This window comes from Candidatus Symbiopectobacterium sp. NZEC135, assembly GCF_025962695.1.
In genome coordinates this window covers 1-1254 of sequence record NZ_JAGFPF010000530.1, presented here as the reverse complement: position 1 = coordinate 1254, position 1254 = coordinate 1, and the positions used below count along the sequence as shown (strand labels likewise).

General features: G+C 46.1%; 1 protein-coding gene and 1 pseudogene. One reads left to right on the top strand and one right to left on the bottom strand.

Features of this window, described 5'->3' with window-relative positions; translation table 11 throughout:
• Positions 1-506 (top strand): Rpn family recombination-promoting nuclease/putative transposase (locus J5224_RS28480; RefSeq protein WP_264628462.1); only part of this gene is annotated, 506 nt, incomplete at its 5' end.
• A gap of 77 nt (positions 507-583) precedes the next feature.
• Here J5224_RS28480 and J5224_RS28475 read toward each other — a convergent pair.
• Positions 584-778: pseudogene (locus J5224_RS28475) on the bottom strand (integrase); the annotation flags it as partial.
• Between the last annotated feature and the right edge of the window lie 476 nt (positions 779-1254).

Sequence of the window (1254 nt, the reverse complement as noted above, 5' to 3'; positions counted from 1 at the left end):
TACAACTGTTCGACGATCCGGCTTTAGCCAGGCAGCTCTACAGTGAAGATTTCTCGCTGGTTGATGTGACGATCATTCCCGATGAGGACATTATGCAGCATCGCAGTATGGCTGCGTTGACACTGATACAAAAGCACATTCGCGAACGAGATTTGTCTGACTTGATGGACCGGCTGGTAACGATTATGCTGACGACTAACATGACCAGACAACAGGTCATATCGCTGATAAATTACATGGTACAGGCAGGCAACACATCAAATGCTGAAGCTTATGTAAGGCAACTGGCACAACGTGTGCCGCAACATGGAGATGAACTGATGACCATAGCGGAACAGTTGGAACAGAAAGGTATTGAAAAAGGTATTGAGCAAGGTATCGAGAAAGGTGAGCGCGAAGCAACGTTGAAAATAGCCAGAGCCATGCTGCAAAAAGGAATGGATTTCGCCACTATCATGGAAATGACGGAGCTCTCTAAAGAGGACTTGGCTAAATTCGGCCATTGATACGCATTCTACTGGCGCATCTTTTACCGCCCAGAGGCGGCCTCTGCACTATGTGCAAAGGCTGAGCACAACCCTTTTCATTCATGCTTCAATCGAACAAACATGCTGTCGCCCTCTAAAAGGCTCCCCCTATCTGCCGCCTTCACAAAATCAGCCCACCATTGCATCAAGGGGCGGAGTTGTTCCAGATAGTCGCTGCGGTTATAGGCGCGGCGCACCTCGTTTTTATCCACATGGGCCAGTGCAGCCTCAATCACGTCGGGTGGATTTCCACTAACGAATGGAAGATAGCCGTGAATTGGATTACCGAACATTTAAACGCCTTCGAACCACAAACTGATTCATCTGAGCTCAATTCCCAGAATCAGAAGACCTGGGATAGCTGGTTTGACGGTGAAAAGATAACACATGATTTCATACCGGAACGAGAGCAACCAGACGCACAGACCAGAGACGACAACTGACACTTATGTGCTATCGCTTCACTCCTGCAACACCTTAACGTCGACACAAAACGACATGTTGGTATAAATGTTGGTATAAAATTTATCGAACACGATTTATTCATTTAAATTCAATGTAATGAATAGCCAATTCGAATCCTGTAGGCCATCAAAATCAGTCAGTCACCTAATAAAAACCAATCAAATGACTACGCTCGGATGTCCTAACGGGTGCTATAGCAATCATAACGGACATGACGCTTCCCATGAAACTAACAGAATTCAACGGAACAAGAATCTGCGTG